Annotated in this window: 17 protein-coding genes, 1 pseudogene and 1 riboswitch; of the genes and pseudogenes, 12 read left to right on the top strand and 6 right to left on the bottom strand. The window is 60.0% G+C overall.

Annotated elements, in window-relative coordinates; genetic code table 11:
- Positions 1 to 52 precede the first annotated feature (52 nt).
- The 6 genes from AB5Y48_RS17155 (at position 53) to AB5Y48_RS17180 (ending at position 7,389) form a co-directional block, all read left to right on the top strand.
- Positions 53 to 649: a hypothetical protein gene (locus AB5Y48_RS17155; protein ID WP_050667833.1), complete on the top strand. Its 597-nt coding sequence runs from the start codon at positions 53 to 55 to the stop codon at positions 647 to 649.
- A 117-nt stretch (positions 650 to 766) separates the two neighbouring features.
- Entirely contained in the window at positions 767 to 3,592 is a 2,826-nt protein-coding gene (uvrA, locus tag AB5Y48_RS17160) for an excinuclease ABC subunit UvrA (protein ID WP_368165250.1), read from the top strand.
- Between the two features lie 119 nt (positions 3,593 to 3,711).
- Positions 3,712 to 5,388 (top strand): diguanylate cyclase, encoded by a 1,677-nt coding sequence (locus AB5Y48_RS17165; protein WP_368165251.1) that lies wholly within the window; start codon positions 3,712 to 3,714, stop codon positions 5,386 to 5,388.
- Between the two features lie 184 nt (positions 5,389 to 5,572).
- Complete coding sequence (locus tag AB5Y48_RS17170; RefSeq protein ID WP_050667836.1) at positions 5,573 to 6,169, top strand: OmpW family outer membrane protein; 597 nt, start codon at positions 5,573 to 5,575, stop codon at positions 6,167 to 6,169.
- Between the two features lie 132 nt (positions 6,170 to 6,301).
- Positions 6,302 to 6,703, top strand: coding sequence for a thioesterase family protein (locus AB5Y48_RS17175; RefSeq protein WP_050667837.1), 402 nt, complete (start codon positions 6,302 to 6,304; stop codon positions 6,701 to 6,703).
- Positions 6,700 to 7,389: a hypothetical protein gene (locus AB5Y48_RS17180; RefSeq protein ID WP_317986312.1), complete on the top strand. Its 690-nt coding sequence runs from the start codon at positions 6,700 to 6,702 to the stop codon at positions 7,387 to 7,389. The genes AB5Y48_RS17175 and AB5Y48_RS17180 overlap by 4 nt, the downstream gene beginning before the upstream one ends.
- Before the next feature lie 28 nt (positions 7,390 to 7,417).
- Here AB5Y48_RS17180 and AB5Y48_RS17185 read toward each other — a convergent pair whose 3' ends face one another.
- From AB5Y48_RS17185 to AB5Y48_RS17205, 5 genes and pseudogenes are all read right to left on the bottom strand, one after another.
- A complete protein-coding gene (locus AB5Y48_RS17185; protein WP_368165254.1) occupies positions 7,418 to 8,095 on the bottom strand; it encodes a lipase secretion chaperone in 678 nt (225 codons plus the stop codon).
- On the bottom strand, positions 8,092 to 8,997 hold the full coding sequence (locus AB5Y48_RS17190) for a triacylglycerol lipase (protein ID WP_136612750.1): 906 nt from the start codon (positions 8,995 to 8,997) through the stop codon (positions 8,092 to 8,094). Before AB5Y48_RS17190 ends, AB5Y48_RS17185 begins: the two co-directional genes overlap by 4 nt.
- Before the next feature lie 135 nt (positions 8,998 to 9,132).
- Positions 9,133 to 9,831 (bottom strand): annotated as a pseudogene (locus AB5Y48_RS17195) (vancomycin high temperature exclusion protein); the annotation flags it as partial.
- Between the two features lie 102 nt (positions 9,832 to 9,933).
- Positions 9,934 to 12,666 (bottom strand): collagenase, encoded by a 2,733-nt coding sequence (locus AB5Y48_RS17200; protein ID WP_368165255.1) that lies wholly within the window; start codon positions 12,664 to 12,666, stop codon positions 9,934 to 9,936.
- A gap of 243 nt (positions 12,667 to 12,909) precedes the next feature.
- Entirely contained in the window at positions 12,910 to 13,200 is a 291-nt protein-coding gene (locus AB5Y48_RS17205; protein WP_224160728.1) for a fimbrial protein, read from the bottom strand.
- Between the two features lie 86 nt (positions 13,201 to 13,286).
- Positions 13,287 to 13,373: riboswitch (cyclic di-GMP riboswitch) on the bottom strand.
- A 547-nt stretch (positions 13,374 to 13,920) separates the two neighbouring features.
- On the opposite strand from AB5Y48_RS17205, the gene AB5Y48_RS17210 reads away from it, so the two are divergent.
- The 6 genes from AB5Y48_RS17210 to AB5Y48_RS17235 all read left to right on the top strand — a co-directional run bounded on the left by AB5Y48_RS17210 (position 13,921) and on the right by AB5Y48_RS17235 (position 19,777).
- Positions 13,921 to 14,454 carry a fimbrial protein gene (locus AB5Y48_RS17210; RefSeq protein WP_050667842.1) on the top strand — a complete coding sequence of 178 codons (534 nt, stop codon included), beginning with the start codon at positions 13,921 to 13,923 and terminating at the stop codon, positions 14,452 to 14,454.
- Between the two features lie 73 nt (positions 14,455 to 14,527).
- Positions 14,528 to 14,854: a hypothetical protein gene (locus AB5Y48_RS17215; protein ID WP_368165257.1), complete on the top strand. Its 327-nt coding sequence runs from the start codon at positions 14,528 to 14,530 to the stop codon at positions 14,852 to 14,854.
- 60 nt (positions 14,855 to 14,914) lie between these two features.
- Positions 14,915 to 17,449 (top strand): fimbria/pilus outer membrane usher protein, encoded by a 2,535-nt coding sequence (locus AB5Y48_RS17220; RefSeq protein WP_368165258.1) that lies wholly within the window; start codon positions 14,915 to 14,917, stop codon positions 17,447 to 17,449.
- Positions 17,450 to 17,459: 10 nt separating this feature from the next.
- Positions 17,460 to 18,191, top strand: a complete 732-nt coding sequence (locus AB5Y48_RS17225; protein WP_050667844.1) for a molecular chaperone — start codon at positions 17,460 to 17,462, stop codon at positions 18,189 to 18,191.
- Between the two features lie 5 nt (positions 18,192 to 18,196).
- Positions 18,197 to 19,222, top strand: coding sequence for a fimbrial protein (locus tag AB5Y48_RS17230; RefSeq protein ID WP_224160725.1), 1,026 nt, complete (start codon positions 18,197 to 18,199; stop codon positions 19,220 to 19,222).
- A gap of 9 nt (positions 19,223 to 19,231) precedes the next feature.
- The gene (locus AB5Y48_RS17235) at positions 19,232 to 19,777 is read left to right on the top strand and encodes a fimbrial protein (protein ID WP_224161695.1); all 546 of its coding nucleotides are present in this window, start codon (positions 19,232 to 19,234) and stop codon (positions 19,775 to 19,777) included.
- Here the strand turns inward: AB5Y48_RS17235 and AB5Y48_RS17240 are convergent.
- Positions 19,768 to 20,964 carry a winged helix-turn-helix domain-containing protein gene (locus AB5Y48_RS17240; protein ID WP_082178054.1) on the bottom strand — a complete coding sequence of 399 codons (1,197 nt, stop codon included), beginning with the start codon at positions 20,962 to 20,964 and terminating at the stop codon, positions 19,768 to 19,770. The genes AB5Y48_RS17235 and AB5Y48_RS17240 overlap by 10 nt on opposite strands.
- Positions 20,965 to 21,210: the final 246 nt, after the last annotated feature.

A 21,210-nucleotide genomic window follows, 5' to 3' on the forward strand; every position in this document is an offset into this window, starting at 1 on the left:
AATTGACAGATCCTGCTATTGACAATGGGTGAATTTCCGTTGGGGAGGGGTGATGAGACGGATTGGGATGCTGCTGATGATCCTCTTGCTGGCAGGTTGTGCCGCCAAGGGGGAGACGCCGGCCCAGAAGCGCAGCTATGTGCAGCAGATGCGCCAGGAGGCCCTGAGCGAGTTCTACCGGGAGAAGCCCGAACTGCGCCGTGAGGTGTCGGCCGCACAGGGTTATGCTCTTTTCTCGAGCTTTAACAATAACCTGCTTCTGGTGAGTGCCGGTAGTGGGTTTGGGGTAGTACGGGATAACCGAACCGGCAAGGACACCTATATGCGGATGGCCATGGCCGGGGTGGGGCTTGGGTTCGGGATCAAGGACTTCAGGGCTCTGATCCTGTTTCAGGATCGCGTCGCCCTGCAACGCTTCCTCGAAAGTGGCTGGGAGGCAGGGGGGCAGGCCGATGTGGCCGCCCGCTCCGATGACAAGGGGGCCGCGATCATCTCCGAGGCGGCCAGCGCCGATCTAAAAGGGGTGAGGGTCTACCAGATGACCAAGCATGGTATCGCGCTCCAGGCCACCGCCCAGGGGTACAAGTATTGGCCCGACGACGAGCTTAACGGGCGAGCGCCTGCCTCGGTTCGTAGCGCGGGGCAGTAGCCGGCATCTCCTCCAGGTGGAGGGATAGACCTCTCCTCCACCCGAAACAACTGTCTATTCATCCAGTATGCTCTGTGCGATACTCAACCGCCTGATGTGTCGAAACGAGCGCGCAAGATGGAAACGATCCTGGTCCGGGGTGCCCGCACCCACAACCTCAAAAACATCAACCTGACCCTGCCCCGCGACAAGCTGATCGTGGTCACCGGCCTCTCCGGCTCGGGCAAATCCTCCCTGGCGTTCGATACCCTCTATGCGGAGGGGCAGCGCCGCTACGTGGAATCCCTCTCCGCCTACGCCCGCCAGTTCCTCTCCCTGATGGAGAAGCCGGACGTGGACCACATCGAGGGGCTCTCCCCGGCCATCTCCATCGAGCAGAAGTCCACCTCCCACAACCCGCGCTCCACGGTCGGCACCATCACCGAGATTTACGACTACCTGCGTCTGCTGTTCGCCCGGGTCGGCGAGCCGCGCTGCCCGACCCACGGCATCCCGCTCACCGCCCAGACCATCAGCCAGATGGTGGACCAGGTGCTGTCCCAGCCGGAAGGCACCAAGCTGATGTTGCTGGCCCCCGCGGTGCGCAACCGCAAGGGGGAACACGTCAAGCTGCTGGAGAACCTGGCGGCCCAGGGTTACATTCGTGCCCGCATCGACGGGGAGGTGTGCGATCTCTCGGATCCCCCGACCCTGGAGCTGCAGAAGAAGCACACCATAGAGGTGGTGGTGGACCGCTTCAAGGTGCGGGGTGACCTGGCCCAGCGCCTCGCCGAGTCGTTCGAGACGGCCCTGACCCTCTCCGGCGGCATCGTACTGGTGGCGCCCATGGACGGGGAGGCAGGGGAGGCCCTGACCTTCTCGGCCAACTTCGCCTGCCCCGAGTGTGGCCACTCGGTCTCGGAGCTGGAGCCGCGCATCTTCTCCTTCAACAACCCGGCCGGCGCCTGCCCCACCTGTGACGGGCTCGGGGTGCAGCAGTACTTCGATCCGGACAAGGTGATCCACGATCCGGGCCAGAGCCTGGCCGGCGGCGCCATCCGCGGTTGGGACAAGCGCAGCTTCTACTACTTTCAGATGCTCAAATCCCTGGCCGAGCACTACGACTTCGATCTGGAGGCGCCCTGGGAAGATCTGCCGCCCAAGGTGCAGGAGGTGATCCTGCGCGGCTCCGGGCGCGGCGACGTGGAGTTTCGTTACATGAACGACCGTGGCGATGTGGTGGTGCGCAAGCACCCGTTCGAGGGGATCCTGCACAACATGGAGCGGCGCTACCGGGAGACCGAGTCCAACTCGGTACGCGAAGAGCTCTCCAAATACATCGCCAACAAGCCCTGCGCCAGCTGCGGCGGTAGCCGGCTGCGGGAAGAGGCGCGCCACGTCTTCATCGAGAACCGTAACCTGCCGGCCATCGCCGAGGACTCTATCGGCGATGCCCTCACCTTCTTCGCCGGCCTGACCCTGACCGGCCAGCGCGCCCAGATTGCCGAGAAGATCCTCAAAGAGATCGTCGAGCGGCTCGGCTTCCTGGTGAACGTCGGCCTCAACTATTTGAGCCTGTCGCGCAGCGCCGAGACCCTCTCCGGCGGCGAGGCCCAGCGGATCCGGCTGGCCAGCCAGATCGGGGCCGGTCTGGTGGGGGTTATGTATGTGCTGGATGAGCCTTCCATCGGCCTGCACCAGCGCGACAACGAGCGGTTGCTGGGGACGCTTACTCACTTGCGCGATCTCGGCAACACGGTGATCGTGGTGGAGCACGACGAGGACGCCATTCGCCTTGCTGACCACGTGCTCGATATCGGACCGGGGGCCGGGGTGCACGGTGGCGAAATTGTTGCGCAGGGCACTCCCCAGCAGATTATCGACAACCCGGATTCGCTGACAGGCGACTATCTCTCCGGTCGCAAGCAGATCGCCATCCCCACCGAGCGCACGCCGCTTACCGGCAAGTGGTTGAAACTCAAGGGGGCGAGCGGCAACAACCTGCGCAGCGTCAACCTGGATCTGCCGATCGGGGTGATGACCTGCGTTACCGGCGTCTCCGGCTCCGGCAAGTCGACCCTGATCAACGACACCCTGTTTCGCATCGCCCATCGGGAGCTCAACAAGGCGACCGAGTCGACCCCGGCCCCCTATCGCAGCGTTGAGGGGCTGGAGCATCTGGACAAGGTGGTGGACATCGACCAGAGCCCCATCGGCCGCACCCCGCGCTCCAACCCGGCGACTTACACCGGCCTGTTCACCCCGATCCGCGAGCTGCTCTCCGGCACCCAGGAGGCGCGCTCGCGCGGCTACCAGCCGGGCCGCTTCTCCTTCAACGTCAAGGGGGGCCGCTGCGAGGCGTGCCAGGGGGATGGGGTCATCAAGGTGGAGATGCACTTCCTGCCGGACGTCTACGTGCCGTGCGACGTCTGCAAGGGCAAGCGTTACAACCGCGAGACCCTGGAGGTGAAGTACAAGGGCAAGAACATCCACGAGATCCTCGAGATGACGGTGGAGGACGCCCGCGCCTTCTTCGATCCGGTGCCGGCGGTGGCGCGCAAGCTGCAGACCCTGATGGATGTGGGCCTCTCATACATCCGCCTCGGCCAGTCGGCCACCACCCTGTCGGGGGGCGAGGCGCAGCGGGTCAAGCTGGCGCGCGAGCTCTCCAAGCGTGACACCGGTCAGACCCTCTACATCCTGGACGAGCCGACCACAGGGCTGCATTTCCACGACATCCAGCAGTTGCTCAAGGTGCTGCACCAGCTGCGGGATCGCGGCAACACCATGGTCATCATCGAGCACAACCTGGACGTCATCAAAACCGCCGACTGGATCGTCGATCTGGGGCCCGAAGGGGGCTCGGGGGGCGGCCGCATCCTGGTCACCGGCACGCCGGAGGCGATCTGCGAGAACAAAGAGTCCCATACGGCGCGCTTTCTGGCGCCCATCCTGAGCCGATAGGCGATCTGCATCAAAGAGGGGGCGTAAGCCCCCTCACTTTTTCCCGTGCTCATGACACAATCCGCCCCTTGTCCTCTATCCTTCACCATAATTGAGACGAGTCATCAGGAACTGTTGTCATGCATCGTTCGGATCGCACCATCAACTATCAGGTCGCCTTCTCCATGGCATTGGTCTGGCTGGTCGCCATGGGGCTGCTGGTCGCCATGCTGGTGATGTTGCTGGTGCCCCAGATCCGTCATGTGGAGCAGCGACAGATGCGCGAACATCTGGTGCGCGCCATCAGTCTGGTCCAGGCCGATCTCAAGCGGATGCGCGCTTTTGCCCGCGACTGGGGGGAGTGGGACGATGCCTATGACTTCATCGCCGGCAAAGGAAGCCGCGCCTTTATCGATGCCAACCTGGTCTCCTCTACCCCGATGGATGATTTTGACCTTCACCTGCTCAGCTTCATGGATCTGCGGGGTAACGAGGTGTGGAGCCGCTCCCGCCTGCCCGATATCCAACAGAGTCATTTCATCAGTTACCCCCTCTTCATGGAGTACTTGAAGAAGGCGTTACTGGAGCGTGTTCAGGAACACGGCATCCAGGGGATGCAGGACTCCCAATGGGGCCCGCTGCTGTTCGCCTTCCATCCGATCACCGACTCGCAGCGGCAGCATGGGGTCAGGGGTTATCTACTGGCGGCGCGCTGGATCGACGAGAGTTACCTGAGCGAGCTGTCCCATCGGGTGGCCATGCCCATCACGATGCGGGGTCTGCATGGAGAGGTGGATCTCACCCGTTTCCAGGCGTTGCAGCGAGGCTATCTCTACCGCATGGGGTACAGCGGCCTTGATACCCAGTGGGGGGAGATAGTCATGCTCGACAGCACAGGTCACCCTGGCCTGTTGCTGCGACTGGAGTCCCAGCGTGAGCTGATGTTGGGGGGAGGGCGGGTGCTGCTGTTCACCCTGGCGGGGACTCTGCTCATCTGCCTGGTGTGTGGCCTGTTCGCCTTTTTCCGCTTGCAGGTCATGGTGTTGCAGCCTCTGGGGCTGTTGATCCAGGGGGTACAGCGCTACGAGCGGGATGGTAATTCGGCCACCCTGCCGCTCATAGAATCGAGTCGTGAGATGCGGATCCTGACCCGTCGCTTTCGCGAGATGGCAGCCCGTCTCAGTCTTCAGCACAAGGCCGCACAGGCTCACAGCCAGCGTATGGAGGAGGCCGCCAATCGTGATCCGCTGACCGGCTGCTTTAACCGTCGCTATCTGGATGCCTGGCTCGAGGTGCTGGAGCCCTCCGAGCTGCAGCTGGCGGTGCTGGCCATCGATCTCGATCACTTCAAACAGGTCAATGACACCCATGGTCATGACACAGGCGATCGTGTGCTGGTGCAGTTTGCGGAGCGCTTGCGTCGCCACCTGCGTCACGACGAATTACTGATCCGGGTTGGGGGTGAGGAGTTTTTAGTGGTGTCAGAGTGCTCAGACGCATCCCAGGCCAGTGCCCTGGCCGAGCGTCTGCGGCGGCTGGTGGCACAGACCCCCTTTGGTGAGGAGCAGGCTCCCTTCCCGATGACGGCCTCTATCGGTTTCTCTCTCTTTCCTCTGGGGGAGGAGCGCCACGATCCTGGCTGGCGCCTGTGCCTCAAGTTGGCCGATATGGCCCTCTACAACGCCAAGGCGCGAGGTCGCAATACCTGGACCGGTCTGGTCTCCCGCCATGGTGGTGTACTGCCCTCCCTGAACCCCGATGATCTGCTGCGTCAGGGGGCTCTCAGCCTGATCGAGGCGCCTCTTAAAGAGAGATAGGCGAGCCATCTTATGATGGCCGTAGCCAACACCTTTCGCAGAGAAAAAGAGACTCAAAGGTGTATGGTGCATATGGCTAAAATGTTGGTAACAATTGAGCCATGTCAATAACCGGGCGTTTACGATCCCTTAAAGTGGTCGCCGCTTACAGCACCAAACGAACACAATAAAAGGGATTATAACGATGAAAAAGATGCTTCCTCTGCTGATCGCCGGCGCCCTTGCCTCCCCCTTCGCCATGGCCCATCAGGCCGGTGATATCCTGGTCCGTGGTGGGCTGGCCTTTGTCTCTCCTCAGGAGAGCAGTACCCCCGTCGAGCTCGAAATCAACGACAACATGCAGCTGGGTCTCACCCTGGGCTATATGATCACCGACAACTGGGGCGTCGAGCTGCTGGCTGCCACCCCCTTCTCCCACTCGGTCAAGTTGGGCGATACCGAGGTGGCCAAGATCAAACACCTGCCGCCGACCCTGATGGCCCAGTATTACTTTGGTAACGCCCAGAGCAAGGTGCGCCCCTATGTGGGCGTCGGCGTCAATTACACCACTTTCTTCAGTGAAGAGGGTCGTGGCCCGCTGCAAGGGACCGATGTGAGCGTGGACGATTCCTGGGGCATTGCCGGTCAGGTGGGTATCGATATGGCTATCACCGATCGCTGGTTCGTTAACGGTTCCGCCTGGATCATTGATATCGATACCGACGTTCATACCGCCATCGGCACCATCAAGACCAAGGTCGATCCCATGGCCTTTATGGTTGGCGTCGGCTACCGCTTCTAAGCACTTGTGAATGGGCCTTTGGCCCGGCACGCTCCTTGGCCCGACTGGTTCGGGCCTTTTTCTTTTCCGGTGACTTGAGTCGGCCCCGGCCGCGCTGTAGCCTGAGCGCGGTTTGATGACAAGGATGCAATCATGCTGGAGATGCAGATCCACCCCCGCTTTCAGGAGACCGATGCCCTCGGCCATATCAACAATACGGTGCCGGCGGTCTGGTTTGAGTCGGCGCGGGATCCCCTGTTCCGTGTTTTCACCCCGGATCTGGATGTACGCGACTGGCGCCTCATCTTGGCGGGCTACTCGGTTCAGTTCAAGCGGGAGCTCTTCTACGGCGAGGTGGTGACCCTGAAGAGCGCGATCAAGCGGATCGGGGGGAGCTCCTTCACCGTCTGGCAGGAGGCCTGGCAAGGGGGTGAACTGGCGGTGACCGCCGAGACCACCCTGATCCACTTCGATTATCAGTCCCGCAAGGCACTCCCGCTCACCCATGAGCAGAGGGAGGGGCTGGGACGCTGGCTTCTGGAGGCGAGTGAGTGAAGCTGTCTGCCCTGTTACCCTTGATGACCACATTACCCGTGATGGCGTTACCTCTGATGACCCTGGATCAACAGTTCGACCTGATGGAGAAGGGGGCGGCGACAGCCCTGGATACTCGCCAGTTCACCCTGGACGGGGTGACGGTGACCGGCTGGCTGGATGGTGACATGCCGGTGATCATCGCCGTGCCGCGGCGCGATGAGAAGGGGCAGGATCAGGGAGAGAGCCGCTACTACTTCAAGGGGGGTGAGTTGTTCGGGGTGCGCGAGCCCGAGTCCCGCTTCGGTTTCGAGAAGGGCAAGTTGACCGCCTGGCTCGACGAGACCGGCAAGCCGCAGGCCTACATCAGCAAGGTGAGCATGGAGCAGCGCGAGCAGTGGCTGAAGCGGCGGGCGGCCCAGTTGCAACGGGTGTTCCAGCCGAGCCAGGCCGAGCTGGGTCTCGATGGCGCCCGAGACCATAATGGATCGGGTGCCAAGGGCAGTGAGTGGCTCTGTGGTGAGCGTCTCAAGTCGCTGACCGGCACGACCAGGGTCATGTTTGGTCCCTTAGATGCCAGTGCAGCAGAGGTGAAGGGCGCGGTGCGTATCGTGACGCCGGGGGGATGGCAGGATCTCGACATGGAGTGCAAGGTGGCACAGGGATACCGGGTCGTGAGTCTCACCTGGAGGGCGCCCAAAACATGACTGAAAGGCGGGGCCGCAGGCCCCGCTCTCATTCCTGAGTGATGCGGGTCAGGGCCTTGACCCGTCGCCACTGACTTTCGGGGAACCAGTGCTCGAGCAGGCTCTGCTGCTGGGCGATCTGCTGATCATCGCTCAGGGCGGCTCGCTCCTTCAGATAGCCTTGTAACTGCTTGTCGAAGGCCTGCTGGTTCTGCTTGAGCTCGGCGAGGCGATCTGCCGCCTCGGGGCCAAGCTGTTCCAACTGCCACTGCCTGTCCTCCTGATGCTGGCGCAGCCGTTCCAGCACGCGCCCATTCTCTACCGAGCGCTGAAACCACTCAGGTTGCTCGCTCAGCCAGATCTCAAGCGATTCTTGCAACACTGCCTGCTCTTCGAGGGAGGCCTGCTGCAGTGCCTTGCGCCTCAGGGTCCATTGTTCCTGGCGTCGCTCGTCGGCGAACAACTGCTCCTGTTCGGCAGGAGAGAAGCGTTGGCGTCTCAGCTGCTCCCGCTGTTCGAACAATTGCTCCAGGCTGGCCAGATCGGTCCCCTCCGGGATGGTCAGGCGCGCCTCGGCCTCCCGGAAAGCGCCATAGCGTTGATCCAGCACCGCAGGGGGGGCGGGCCGGGCCGCGGGCGCCTCCTGAAGAGAAGGCGTCACGCTGACGTGACGCCAACCCAGGATGAGCAGAGGGAGCAGCAGAGTCCCCAGCCACACCTTTCTCACAGGCCGAGTCCCTTGAGGCGGCGGGCATGCTGCACATAGAGGGAGACAGGATCCACTTCGAACAGGTGACGAATGCCGAAGGAGTGGTTCACCTCATCCAGATGGTTCATCTTGTAGTCGGTGCCAATCACCTTGCCCAGATGGCTGCTACAGACCCCGACCAGGCCATCGTTGGGCTCATCGAAGAAGAGACCGGTGAGGACCAGGGCCGGGTCGACCGGGTCGAGGATGTTGGTGAGGTTGCCCCGACCACTCCAGGAGAAGTAGTAGACCCCATTGTTGGCCTGCATAGGCCCTTCGCCACACCGGGTCGTGGGCAGACCTTCCGGATAGTGGCTATTAAACTCGGCAGCACCGGCGCTGGTCAGGGCATCGAGTGCCTTGATGGGATCCTGGGGCAGTTTGCTACCGCCGGAGAGCAGCGAGATCACGCCCGAGAGGGCCTGGGCCGCGCTCGATGCCAGTGTCTCTGCGGCGGAACCGGGAGGAGCATTGACCCGCACCAGATCGGCGATGGCTGAACCCTGGTTCACCCCCCCCACGCTGGTGGCAGAGGCGACCAGCTCGGGAGCGACCGAGGCCACATAGCGTACGGTCGGTCCGCCGTGGGAGTGACCGATCAGGTTCACCTTCTCGGCACCCGTGATGGCCAGCACCTGTTGCACCTGGCTCAGCAACTGCTCTCCACGTGCCTCGGAGCTATTGGTGGCCGAGACCTGCGCCACATAAACGGTGGCGCCATCCCGGGTCATGGCCTGGGGAATACCATAGAAATAATCGACCCCCATCAGCTTGTCGAAGCCAAACAGGCCGTGGACCAGCACTATGGGGTAGCGGGTGTGACTGTCGGCCAGCGCCAGGCCGGGTAGCAACAGGAGCAACAACATCAATTGACGGATCATGGACACCTCCTTGCGTTCATTGGGCCCCGTCATGGGGTCGGACCAGTATGAAGGCTCCGATTCGAACGACACTGTGCCCTGGATCACTCTTTAGGGCGGCCTGGCGTCAGGCCCCCCAAATGGTCAAGATTTGTGCTGGATACAGGGCTGAGGGGTTCCGATTGTGCTAAGGGGCAGGCAGGGGATGGGGGCGCCGATCTCGATGGGTTCACCGAGGAACTTGGGCTCTTTGTCCAGCACATAGAGATCGAGCAGGCTCATGAAGCGGGCGAAAATCTCCCGCACCCGGGTCTTGATCCCCTCGTTGGGGGCCACATCCGGGGCATTGAAGCCGATGGCCTCGATACCGAAGCGACGGGCGATAAAGATGGCGCGCTCGTTATGAAACTTTTGGGAGACTATGGTGTAGCTGCTCTGGCCAAAGACCTCTTTGGCGCGGACCACGGAGTCGAGGGTGCGAAAACCGGCGAAATCCATATAGATGGCCGAGGCGGGAATACCTGCCCTGATCAGGGCCCGGCGCATCAGGCGCGGCTCGTTGTACTGCACGGTGGCGTTGTCGCCGGAGACGATCAGGTAGTCTACCTTGCCGTTGTTATAGAGCTGGGCAGCAGCCTGGATGCGGTTGCTGAAGTAAGGATTGCGTCCTCCCCCCACCAGATACTTGGAGGTGCCGAGTACCACGGCGACCCGGTTGTAGGGGAGATCATCCACCCTGTCATAGGTGAGGCGCCCGGCCTTGGAGACTCGCCACTCCCCATAGGTCAGCAGCAGCAGGCAGAGGGCCAGCAGCAGGCTGAGGGTGGCGAGCAGGATCAGGGCAAACTTCTTCATGTGCGACCGATCGGTTACGAAACAACAGGTGGGCATTCTATTACAACTGTCCGTCAGCGTCAGCGACGGGAAAAGAAGAGGCGGCCCGTGGCCGCCTCTCGCTTAGTGAGCCGAGTCGTTTGACTGGCACTCAGGGCTATTGCGGTTTGCCGCCCACCAGGGAATGAGCTGCCCATCGACCCAGTCGCGGTAGGCCTGGCTGTCGTTGGTAATCAGCTGCTCCATCACCCGCTCGTAGTCGGCCATCGCCTTGCTCCGATCGGCCTGGCGCAGGGCCCGGGCCATCGCCAGCCAGCTGTCGCGGCGTCCGGTCTCATTGAGGAAGCGGTGCACCGTATAGGACCAGGAGTAGACCATCTCGCTGCCGCTCTCGTAGTCGAGGTGCAGTATGGATTGCAGCGACGGGCGTTGTCCGGCCGGGCTCTGGGTGACGGCGTTGAGGCCGCGGGCGAAGCATTGCCCATGGGCAATGTACTCTGCCAACCCCTCGGCCCACCAGGTGGTGCGGTTGAGCGGGTAGTGGCCGAAGTTTCCATAGAGATTGAAACGGCCATCCAGATAGTGAACATACTCATGGCGCAGGTTCCACACCTGGAAGGCGGGGCGCTTCCACTGCGCCTCATAGGCGAAGAAGCGGGCCTGGTTGTCCTGACGGGCCGGCTCCCCCTCGATATAGATGCCGCCATTGTCCGTCGACACCCCATCAAACAGGGCACCGCCGTAACGGTTCCAATCATCGGAAGAGTCGAAGATTACCAGCTCGAGGGAGCGGTTGTTATCGTCGGCAACCGGTTGCCAACCTGTCTCCATCACCCGATGGAAACGCTGTTCCTCATCACCCAGCTCGCGGCAGATCTGCTCGGCCTGTGCCTGATCCAGATCCTGGGCACGCAGTGAGAGGGTCGGCGAGCAGGTGTGGCTGAACGGCAATATCTCCTCGACCCGGATGGGAGTGCAGTAGCCGGCCAAGGGGCCTTCGCTGCACGCCGCGGCGCTGCGATTGGTGTGACGCAGGTAGTAGGTCGAGAGGGTGAGCGAGACCTCTTCCAGCAGGCGGGCACTCTGGGCGCCGCCGGGCACCAGGCCGTGTCGGTTCAGCAGGGCGATCACATCCCGATCCAGACTGTCGCGATAGGCCTCACTGCCGCTGGCGTCCTGGTCCTGCATCATGCGGTAGAGGCGGGTGTAGGTATCGAGTATGTTATTGAATACAAACAAATCAGCCTGTCCATCCCGGCGCTTCCACAGGGCCAGCTCGCTCTCCCCCAGCGCCAGCATGGCACGGCGCAGAGCGGGCTCTTGCCCGATGAGGGCGGGGCCGAAGTCGGCATCGCGCGAGTGGGAGCTGGCATAGTCGATCAGATTGAGCAGCTCAAACAGCCCATCGGCCCACGGCTTGTGGCCATTGATGACGGCCGCATGCTGTACCGCGTAGTCGAGGGCGCGGATCAGTTGGGCCGGCATAGGGGTGGCAGCCTGACGGAAGGCCATTTGCCCGAGTTGCCCCTGTGCGGCGACGCTCCAGGCCTCCAGCACGGTGCCAGCCTCATCCTGCGGCTCATTCCCCAGCAGAGCCGGGTGGTTGAGCAGGGCGACCATCACCCGGGCCAGTGCGCGAGCGGTCTCGTTGCTCTCTCTGGCAACGCCACCGAAGTAGTTGTGGGCACGCACATAGTAGAGCAACTTGTCCATGGCGGGGTGAGTCGGCCGGTTGGCGTCCAGCAGGGCTTGCATTCCCCGAATGGCGGCCATCAGCTTGGCATCGTCGTGGCCATAGTTTGCCTGCCATGCAGGCTTGTCGGCGCCGCTCACGTCGGCGACCAGTCGTGCGGCCTCGGCGTCGAGGAGGTCCAGGTCCGGCTCTGTGGGTTCGGCGCAGGGAAGGCCATTGGCCTTGCGGCAGTCGAGCTGCTCCTCTGTGGTGGCCAGCACCAGAGGCTGGCTCAGGGTCTTGGCCTCTTGCCAGCTGTCACTTTCTGGCAGTGGCTGCCACTCGTTTTTGTCGGCTGGCATCATATAGCCGGTGTCATGCAGGGTGACATTGATCTGGCTGCCGATGGGCAGCAGCTGGCGGCAGGTGCGGACGGTGAGGGTGTTTCCCGCCTCTTCACGGGTCCTGGGCTCGCCACACTCCTCAATGGCCTGGGCCGGATCCGGTTGCCATTGATGCTGGCGCCACACATGCAGCTCGCGCACCATCTTGGCGGCGGTGCTCTCACTCTTGGGTGAGAGCCGATAGAAGATGTGATCGAGGCGACCATCCCGCTCACTGGGGCTCTCTTCCATCACCTGAAGCTGCTCCCATTGCCTGGGATCGTAGTGCCATTCGTCACTCGGGCAGCGCCCCTTGGCATCCAGCTGGCAGCGATCCAGCTCCACCTCTTCCTGACCCAGCGCGAGGGCTTGCGGCAGGGCGAGGCGATCGCCGCGCCACCCGGTCGGTGTGTCGGGGAGCGCACTCCATCCCGACGATGAGAGGCCGTAGCCGAAGTCCTGGCTCTCGGCCTGAATCAGGGTGCCGGCCTTGAGGCTCAATTCGCACAGCTGGGTGCGGATCCGCCACCCTTGCTCTATCCGGGTTTGCTTGTCACCACATTGGCGCTCGGCTTGTTGTTTGAGGCCGTCGATTTGCCAGCGATAGGTGCGGTAGATGTGCATCTGCTGCCAGCGGGCCGACGACGTAGTGGCCGTCAGGCGGAAGAGCTGGGTGCTCTGCGTCGATTCGAATTGGCGGGTCTCGGGGGCGCTGGCGCCATATTGGTGCCAGTCGGAGGGACTATAGGCTCCGGCGAGGGGCGCTGCGAGCAGGCAGAGGCTGCCGATCAGGGTTCGCACAGTGTAACTCCTTGAATGAGGTGGGAAGGAGTTGCACTCTATTTTGGCTTCAATTGGATCGCAATGGGGAAAAAGAAGAGAGGAAAGGGGTCAGACCCCTTACGAAACTGGTATCACCCCATCTCCTTGGGGTTATCGCCCCTCTCCCCATTCGGGTGGGAAGCAACAGGCGGAAATAAAAAACCTGACATGGATCACACCAGCCCTCCCTTTGGATAGAGAGGGGCTTCTGCCTCGTCACGATCAGAGGTAGCTCACCGTCACTATGGCCACATTGCTGTTCGTGGGGGAGACGCGATAGTCGATCTGGCTACTGATGGTTGCCAGTGAACCAGAGTGTTGCAGCATGGTCATATCCAGATCTTGCCGCTTGGCTCCTGAGTAGCAGGTAATGCTGTCACTGGTGATGGAGCAGGGCGCCTCGTTGATGTAACCGTTGAAGGTCACAGTGCCGTTATCGGCGTGGGCTGCAAAGGCTGCCATGGTGAGCAGGGAGAGTGAAACGGTGCGTTTCAGTGCGGTTTGGATATTCATAGTCTGTCCTTTTCGATACAAGTCGTTGTTCGAAAAGGGCAACGCAATCTGAAAGACAAAGAGATCAGAAGCACACTCGTCTTCCTAATGGCGGCTCCGCTGTCTTAGGTATTGCTACCCTTAGACCGGTGGCTTTGCGTCCCGACTTTTCAATCGGTTTGCCCTTTACATCATGTCTAGAGCATATCATCCCCATTTGAGAAATCAATTGAGCAATAAATGTGTGACTGTCCCGGAGTGAGTGCGCTCTGCTTCAGCTCTGGTGGATGAGGGAGCTACTTGCGGGGGAGGGAGGCATTTGGGTGTGCATTGAGCAATAACTCTAGTTGTTTCTGGTTTGTTGCCGGAGTGTTTTAATCCTGCTTTTCGTTCGCGATGTGTACAAATTGCGTGCGATGACAGTCAGGCTCCAGGCCGCAACAACAATGTTCATGATGTTTATATCATCTTGATTTTAAAGCGAATTTAAAAGAATCTCTATTAATTAAAATGTATTTGATACGCATCAAGGTGATGGATAACTTTGCCCCCGAGACGACGCTATGGGATGTCTTCGGCGGGCTTGGGGAGCGGTTTTCACTCCCCCTGTGTTGATGCCGATGACAGGTCGTTTCGCGGGGCTTGGCCCCAATACAGCCGTTCAAAATTTGGGTGGTGACTCCAGGCCACCCCTTTTTTTCGGCTTCGACACGTAAGTCATGAATAAAAAGGTATCAACGAATGAAAGCGAATAAGATTGTAGTTGCGATGGGTGTCCTGCTGATGGCTGGCGCTGCCTCTGCTGCAGGCCAGGGTTCCGGCAAGGTCACCTTCAATGGCGAAATCATCAATGCCCCCTGCTCCGTGGCTCCCGAGTCTGTTGACCAGGTCGTTGAAATGGGCCAAATCAGCACCAAGGAGCTGGTCAAGGGTGGCGAGTCCAACTCCAAGCCGTTTAGCATCAAGCTGGAAAACTGCGAGATCACCGAGGCCGATGATGCCGTCAAGGTGACCTTCAGCGGTGCCCAGGATCCGGTCGACAGCAGCCTGCTGGTGATCGGCGGCGGCCAGGCTGCCGGTGCCGGCATCAAGATGACCGCTCCGGGCGGCGCTCCGATCGTTCTGGGTACTCCGACTGCTGCCTACAAGCTGGTAAACGGTGACAACCAACTGGACTTCAGCGCCGTGCTGAAGGGCTATGAGGATCAAACCACCAACCCGCTGCAGGCTGGCGCCTTCACCGCGACCACCAACTTTACTCTGGCCTACGAGTAATTCTTTCTGACGTGTGATACCGGGTGCAGTGGCTTGGCCACTGCGCTTCACCCGTCATTACCGGAGTTGCGCCATGAAGATGACTCTTGTCACGCTGCTTGGTCTGCTGGCCTTGCCTCTGGCGGCCGAGGAGTTGAGCGGTACTGTGACAGAACCCGCCTGTGCCCTGATCCTGGAGCAGGTCAACCCGTCTGATCTGGTTCTGGGGGTGAGTGGCTGCCGCATCGATCAGAATGCCGGTGGTGTTTTCCCTTTTATGGTCAAGTTGCAGCGCAGAGACCCGCGGGGGGGGAATATCTCCGAATCTCCGAGAACGTCCCAGCATGAGCGTCGGCTCGAGGTTCACCTCGATGAGACATTCGAAGGCGATACGGCCCTGCTCGAAGTTCGATATTTGTAAGCCTTCCGGCTTGTGTAGATACCACGAAATGTGAGTCTTATTATGTGTTTAGAGTGATGTATGAGTCATTCAATATTAAGTTTTGTCACTGAGCACCAGCGAATTAAAGCGGCACTTTTGATCGGGGTGGCTGCGCTGTTGTTATTGGCAAAGAACGTATGTGCCGAGACTGAGTTTAATATTGATGCGCTCGATCTTGATGAACGGACCAAGATAGATCTCTCCCAGTTTGCCCAGGACGGGTATATCTTGCCGGGGGATTACTACCTCGAAATCGAGATCAACAAGAATAAGTTGCCCCTGCAGAAGGTACCTTTCTACGAACGGGAAGGTGCCGGTAGTGGAGGTGTCGCCTGCATCTCTCCCGAAGCGGTCGAGAAGATGGCGCTGACCGATGATGCCCGGACCAGGGTGGGCCGTTGGCATGACGGTGAGTGTGCCGATCTGTTGGCGCTGGACGGGGTCGTCATCTCCAACCGGATTGGGGAAGGGGTGCTGAGGATTGCCATGCCCCAGGCCTGGCTCAAGTACAGCGACCCCAACTGGATTCCTCCGGAGCAGTGGGAGCACGGGGTGACCGGCATGATGCTGGATTACAACCTCAACGTGCAGGCCACCGAGGGGCGCGATACGTCCAACGGCAGCGTCAGTAGTTATGGCACCCTGGGGTTCAACCATGGGGCATGGCGCCTGCGCGGGGATTATCAACTCGCCTCCTACTGGGGCAGCGACAGCCGCAGCAAAAACGAGTTGAACCGTATCTATGCCTTCCGCCCCCTGCCCTCAATGGCCGCCAAGCTGACTCTGGGTGAGCAACAGCTCAACTCCCAGATCATCGATGGTTTCCGCTACACCGGGATCAGCCTGGCCAATGACGAGCGGATGCTGCCTCCCAGCCTGCAGGGGTATGCCCCCGAGGTGAGCGGTATCGCCAAGACCAACGCCAAGGTCACCATCTCCCAGTCTGGCCGCATCATCTATGAGACCAATGTGCCGGCCGGTCCGTTTCGCATTCAGGATCTCGACAGCTCGACCCGGGGCCGTCTCGACGTGCGCGTCGAGGAGCAAGATGGCAGCGTCAGCACCTTTCAGGTGGATACCGCGACCATTCCCTATCTGACCCGCCCGGGTTATGTGCGCTATAACCTGGCAGTTGGCGCACCTTCCGAATCGAGCGACGACGTGCACAAGGTGGATGGGCCTGCCTTCGTGACCGGAGACTTCTCCTGGGGGGTGGCCAACTCCTGGTCTCTCTACGGAGGAACCCTGATCGGTGGCGAATATAACTTGTGGGGCCTGGGTATCGGCCGCGATCTCTATGCCCTGGGGGCCGTTTCGGCCGATATCAGCCAGTCTATCGCCAAGCTGCCCGGTCTCTCGACCAAGATTGGCCAGTCGTTTCGCCTGAACTATGCCAAGCAGTTCGACGAGTATGACAGTGCCATCACCTTCGCCGGCTATCGCTTCTCCCAGCACAATTTCATGACCATGTCCCAGTTCCTCAACAACAAGGAGCGGCTCGAGAACAACCAGAGTCTGGTGGATAGCGATGACTACAACACCTGGGGTGACAAGGAGCTCTACACCATCACGGCCAACAAGACCTTCTGGGCCGACGAGCCGGCCAAGGCCCTGACCGCCTACCTTGACTACACCCACAGGACTTACTGGAGCCACGATGCAGAAGATCGCTACGGGCTGACCATCAACAAGACCTTCGATCTGGGTGACTTCAAGGATATCTCTCTCTATGTCTCGGCCTACAAGACCAAGAATGAGAACTATGAGGATGACAAGAGTGTGACCCTGACCTTCAGCGTGCCTATCGGGGATCGCAAGAACGCAGGCTATAGCGTGCAATCCTCCAATGGCAATGTCACCCATCTGGCGACCTATCAGGATTACAGCCGTCCCAATGACACCTATCAGCTGGGGGCCGGAGTACAGAGCAATGGCCACGGGGTGGTGCGAGGCTACTACAACCATGACGGCGCCCTGAGTGCCCTGAGCCTCAATGCCTACAGCGTACAGAGCGAGTACACCTCGATCGGTGGCAGTCTGCGCGGTGGCCTCACCGTGACCGAACACGGCGCGGCACTGCACCAGGCTACCCGTCGTGGTGGCACCCGTATGATGGTCGATACCGGTGAGGTGAGCGGTGTCTCCTTCAACAATGGTCGTAGCGTCACCAACGCCTTTGGTGTGGCGGTGCTGGGGGATGTGACCGACTATCGCAAGAGTGACACCCGGGTCGATGTGGATTCACTAAGAGACGACATCGACGCCGTCAACGCCATCAGGCAGGGGACCCTGACCGAGGGGGCCATCGGCTACAGCGCGTTTGAGATTGCCCAGGGCTTCAAGCTGCTGGCCACCCTGCGACTGAGCGATGGTAACGTTCCTCCCTTTGGTGCCACCGTACTCAAGGAGAGTGGCAAGATGGCGGCCGTGGTCGACGAAGAGGGGCTGGTTTACCTGACCGGCGTCAAGCCCGATGAATCCTTTGTGCTCTCCTGGAGTGGTGCCCGCCAGTGCAAGTTTGTGGCGCCACACGATGTGACCGACCTGTCGACGAAGACAATCACCTGTCAGTAATGGGATACCGATGAAAAAGTTACTCACCTTCACCTGTGTTATGGCGCTCTCCTCTACCGCACTGGATGCCTCGGCAGCCATCGTGCTGGATCGCACCCGGGCCATCTATCCGGGCGGAGCCAAGTCGATCAGCCTCAACATCAAGAACGAGAATCAGAAGCTCCCCTATCTGGCCCAGGCCTGGATTGAGGATACCCGGGGCCAGAAGATCACCTCTCCGTTCGTGGTTTTGCCACCGGTGCAGCGGGTCGACGCCAACCAGAAGTCGATCGTGCGCATCGCCAGCGTGCCCGATGTGGAGAAGCTGCCCAAGGATCGCGAGTCCATCTACTACTTCAATCTGCGCGAAATCCCTCCCAAGAGCGACAAGAGCAACGTGCTGCAGATCGCCGTTCAGTCGAAGATCAAGCTCTTCTATCGCCCCGAGGCCATCGTTCCAGAGCGTAATGCCGTGTGGCAGGATCAGGTGGTGATCACCAAACAGGGCAGTGGCCTCAAGGTGGAGAACCCGACCCCTTATTACATCACCTACGTGAGCCTGGCTCACCCTGAAGGGAAGGGGAAGCGCCCCATCAAGAGCTTCTCCGCCTTTATGGTTGAGCCCAAGTCGACACTCGACGTGCAGAGCCCCGAACCGCTCGGCAGCCGCTTTATCATCAGCTATGTGAATGATTACGGCGGCTATATGGATGTCACCTACCAGTGTGCAGCCAGTGTCTGCCGCGCGATGAAGAGCGAGTAAACCCTATGCGTCACTCTCTCTTGATGGCCGGATTGCTGTTGGCTGGCAAGGCGCTGGCCAACGGCTATGTGGTGCCCGATTCGACCCACGACTATTACATCGATCTCGACAAGACCAATATCCAGAACCAGGCGGGGTATGAGACCAAACCACCTTTAGAGTGGGATCTAAAGGGCAAATATGCTGGTACTGTAACCTGCCCGCAGCAATCGATCCCCCAATCCCCCGTCTACTACAAGGCCATCATGAGCAGTGGCCTGCCTCCAGTGGGTGGAGGCTTCGTCCAGCTTAACGACTTTCTCGATATGAAGGTGGAGATCTGGATCGCGGGAAAGCGCAATCAGTACGTTGGAGCTCCCTTTGAGAACGTGAGTAACCTCAGTAGTCAGTACAGCTGTCGTCAGGGGGGCTCGACCCGGATCAATAATTTTGAGAGCGGCAGCAAGGGCATGGTGACCTTCCGGGTGCGCAAGCCCATCATCAACGGGGTACAGATCTCCGACCGCCAGGTGGTAGAGATGTTTGGCCGCCTGGGGAATACGGTGAGTGACTTCAACAACGTGCCCATGTCACGGATCACCATCACCTCCGCCATCCTCTACGTACCGGAGAAGTGCATCATCAACGGTGGCCAGACGATTGAGGTCGAGTTCGGTGACATGCCGGGTACCGGGCTCGATGGCAATAACTACGAGCGTACTGTGCCCCTGAGCTTTCGCTGTGAAGGGGGCGCTTTTGACAGCAGCGTCAGCATGAAGATCAACCTGGGGATCTCGGGGCGTGGCGCCTCGTTCAATCAGGATTACCTGCGTACCACCAAGGATGGCTACCAGAGCGCCAGCGTCATCGACAATCTGGGGATAAAATTTCGTCAACTCGACGGTTCTCCTCTGAATATCAACCAGTTTTACCCTGTCTCCATGCAAGGCAACATCGGTGACTGGGGCTTTATCGCCGCCCCGGTTGGCAATGGGGCCGTGGCTGCCGGTGACTTCTATGCAACCGCCACCATAGTGGCCGCATTTCAGTAGGGGGCCCGCATGCGTATTTTCTGGATAGGGTTGGTGTTGTTGCCTGTTGCCGTGATGGCGATGAGTGGCAGGAGCGATGATCTGGAGTTGCTGGGTAACGAGGTGAGGCTGCACGGCAGAATCATCGATCAGCCCTGTACCATAGCGCCCGACTCGCTCGATCAGACGGTGGATATGGGAGTGGTCGATGTGCGAGAGCTGTATGCCAACGGTGGTGGCGCCTATATCCCCTTTACCATTCGGCTCGATAACTGCAAACCCGGTATCTTCAAGGCTGCCAGGGTCACCTTCAGCGGTAAGGAGGACGGGGTGATGAGCGGTGCGCTCGGGTTTACCCAGGGCAGTGCGGCCGGGGCCGGTTTGCGTCTCTATGACGACAGACAGGGAAAGATAGAGTTGGGTCAGCCGACCCATGGTTACACCCTCTCGGGAGGGAGCGAGAACGAGCTGCTTTTCTCGGCCAGGGTAGAGGGACACCCGGATGCCATCATCAACCGCACCATTACACCGGGCAGTTACGGCGCAGTGGCGAACTTTGTCGTCGCCTATGAGTGAGGTTCAGGTCCCTTCAGGCTCTCCTGGCTGCTCCAGGTGAGCACCCCTCCCAGGTAGCTGGAGAAGTAGAGGCCGTCAGGCAACAAGATGTAGTGTGCCTTCTGCTTGGGCGAACGAAAGGCGGCCATCATGGTGGCGACCAGCGGGCTGCTCAGCAGTACCTCATGATTGATATTGCCGAGGGTGGTGTTGCTGATCTCCACCACAAAGTCTTCATCGATCTTATCCACATCGCCCACGGTATCGACCGTGAAGAGGCGGCGACCCTGACTATCCACCGCGCTGAGGGCTGCGACGATGATCTCACGTCCCTTGCCTCCCTTGAGCAGATGGCTGCGCTGGCTGATCTCCACCCATTCATCACCCGCCCGGCACTCCTGATGAAAACGCAGGGTGGTGGTGGTGAGTGCCGTGTAATCGGCGCTGACCGCATCACTTGCCGCCGCCATGGTATCGAGAACACAGCGTAACTCGCTATCTATCTTACTGCCGTCGCGCAGCAAGAAGACATTCTCGTTGCGAAGCCTGCCTTGGGGATCGAAAGTGACATAGGAGATGGCCTCTTGCCCGATCAGGATCGAGGCCCTCTTGCCTGTGCCCTGGCCCAGCTGCCTGGCCAGGAGATCGATCGAGGTGCCATGGGTCTGCTCTGCATAGCGAGTCATGTAGAGCGAGACGTTGCTGATATCGATCGACTTCAGGCTGTTGGCGGTGGCGACCCGATAGGCGGAATAGGCGACCAGCAACAGGGTGAGCAAGAGTAGCGACGCCATGAGGATCCGCTTGCGAGAGAAGAGGCGATCGCTCTTGCGGCGACGATAGACTACAGGTGCCGCCGGATCTTCCTGAGGTGTCTCTTCTTCTCTGTAACCGGGTTCGACGGCGGCGGTAAACAGGTATCCCACGCGAGGGATGGTATCGATAGCATCCATCACCCCGAAGGCCTCAAATTTGCGGCGCAGGGAGAGGATCTGCCGGTTCAGATTGGTGTCCGTGCTCTCCTGATTGGGCCACAAGGCCTCTTGCAGCTGGTTTCTCGGGACGACAGCGCCCGCTTCATTACACAGGATCTCCAGAAGCTCAGTCTCTTTGTTACTGAGTTTTACCTCTCGCTCTCCCTTGGCCAACCTGAATACTGCGGGGAAAAACAGAATATCCTCCGCAATTTTGTAGAAGGTGTTAATCATCAGTGACTCTTTTTCCTACCAAGGCGCACATTTTACCATCGTAATTAGGTTGTTCAAATGTTGGTTATTCTATAAAGACTTTGTTTTTCAATTGGTTACAATCTTTCACTCTGTAGTGATTATTCTCTCAACCTAAATAGACAGATATTCGCTCGTAAAGTGAGCGACATGACCCGGAATAGTAAGTGTTATGGGCTGTCGAGAGGAGTGAGAGAAGCGAAAAGGGATAAATTGGCACCCACAGTG

Source organism: Aeromonas sp. R6-2 (genome assembly GCF_040908155.1).
GTDB classification, from domain to species: Bacteria; Pseudomonadota; Gammaproteobacteria; order Enterobacterales; family Aeromonadaceae; genus Aeromonas; species Aeromonas schubertii.